This window comes from Alcanivorax sp. HI0083, assembly GCF_001635175.1.
This window is the reverse complement of sequence record NZ_LWFX01001126.1, coordinates 1-1984: the sequence shown is the minus strand read 5'-3', so window position 1 is coordinate 1984 and position 1984 is coordinate 1. Positions and strand designations below refer to the sequence as shown.

Sequence of the window (1984 nt, the reverse complement as noted above, 5' to 3'; positions counted from 1 at the left end):
GGCCACATTCCAGCTCCAACGGGGTGTCGAAGTGGTGACCTGTGGCTCGATCAGCCCTACGGAGCCGGCGGCGGCATGGGGCAAGACGTCGGGATTCTGTGGCGACATGATGACTCGCTAGCAAGAGATGTCGCAAAGTCTAAAGCCCGCCCGGTGGCGGCGCAATCAAAGCCCGGTGGTTGCCATGGTATCCTGCCAATTGGGGACGGTATTTTCGTGGTTCTGCGTATCTGCCATGCCTGCTGCTTTCCCGTCAAACCCCTGTGCGCCGCAAAGCGGGGAAAGCGTGTCGGAATAACGACAGCATTTCAGGCTGCGTGTTTTTCGTCAGGCATCCGGCATTTGGCGTCTAGCGATTATCAGGAAGTGTATGAAGAAAGAGTCGGTAGTGGACGCGTTGTATGAAAAAGTGGCCAACGATGAAGATGCGCGCACCTGTACAGACATTAGTGAGGACGCTTGCCGGGAGGTGCCGGGCAACTTCTTTCGCATTATCGCCGCCAATACCCTGACCAAGGTCGGTGACCTGTTGATCAACCCGAAAACCGTGCTGGCCTGGCTGATCAGCGCGGTGGGCGCGCCGGGTTCTCTGGCCGCCTTGCTGGTGCCCATTCGTGAGTCCGGTTCGTTGATTCCTCAGTTGATGATCGGCGCACTGGTGCGTCGCTACCCGGTGCGTAAGGGCTTCTGGGTGCTTGGGGCGGCGCTGCAGGGATTGTCTGTGCTGGGCATGGCGTTGGTGGTGTGGCTGCTGGACGGCCTGGCTGCGGGGTGGGCGATTGTCGGCCTGTTGGTGCTCTTTAGCATCAGCCGGGGCTTCTGTTCCGTGTCCATGAAGGATGTGCAGGGCAAGTGTATTCCCAAATCCCGCCGTGGCCGGCTCACCGGCCTTTCGGCCACGCTGTCCGGCGCGCTGACCTTCGGGCTGACGCTGCTGATCTTCCGTGGCGACAGCGACCCTTCCATCCTGTTCTACAGTGCACTGCTGGCCGGTGCCGGTGCGGCCTGGTTGGTGGCTGCGCTGGTGTTTCTGTCCGTGGATGAATATCCCGGTGCCAGCGAGGGCGGCAGCAACGCCCTGCGCGAGGCCTGGAACAGCTTGTCCCTGTTGAAGGACGATGTGCCCTTCCGACGCTTCGTGATGACCCGTGCCTTGCTGATGGCGTCGTCATTGGCGTCGCCGTTTCTGGTGTTACTGGCGAAAGAGCAGTCCAGCCTGGCGTTGCTGCTGGGGAGTTTCGTGTTGGCGTCGAGCCTGGCCAGTGCGGTGAGTGCCACGGTGTGGGGCTATATGGCAGACAGCTCCAGTCGTGCCGTCATGATCCGTGGCGGCACCCTGGCAGCGCTGGTGTGTGTGGTGGCGGGTGCGGTGTCGGTGTCCGGTGTGCAGGCAGAGGGCATGCACTGGTTGTACCCGGTGGCCTTTTTCATCCTGGCCATTGCTCATGCCGGCGTGCGTATCGGCCGCAAGACCTACATGGTGGACATGGCGGGCGGCACCAAGCGCACCGATTACACGGCGGTGAGCAATACCGTGATTGGCGTGCTGTTGCTGGCAGTTGGCGGTATCAGTGCGGCGGTGGCCATGTTGGGTAACGGCTGGGCGTTGCTGGTGCTGGGATGTATGGGGGTGATGGGTGTCGCCAGTGCGAAATCTCTCAAAAGCGTGTAAGTAATATCGCAATGATATGAAAAAGATTTTCCATCTGAGGCTTAGGTATTAATCTTGCCGCCTTTGCCAAAAGTAAGGGGGAAATCATGAAAAAACGCTAGGGAACCTCTGAAAAACTCCTTGCATGCTCAGCGTGGCCTGAAGCGTGCAGCTGTTGCGTCTTGTCTTGATGGTCAGGGTGGTTCCCTTTCCGAGAGGCAAGGCGCAGCAGGTGTGCGCTTCAGGCCGCGCCTTTATGCCCGAACGGGTGCTTCGGGTCATCCAGGCTGGCCCGCACTCGTTGTTGCGCTTTTTCGATGGATGGACATATCT

The 1984-nt window shown here is 59.8% G+C and carries 1 protein-coding gene; it reads left to right on the top strand.

Translation table 11 applies throughout. The annotated features are described in order from the left end of the window. Positions 1-370: 370 nt before the first annotated feature. Complete coding sequence (locus A3754_RS15700) at positions 371-1672, top strand: hypothetical protein (protein WP_063520459.1); 1302 nt, start codon at positions 371-373, stop codon at positions 1670-1672. Positions 1673-1984: the final 312 nt, after the last annotated feature.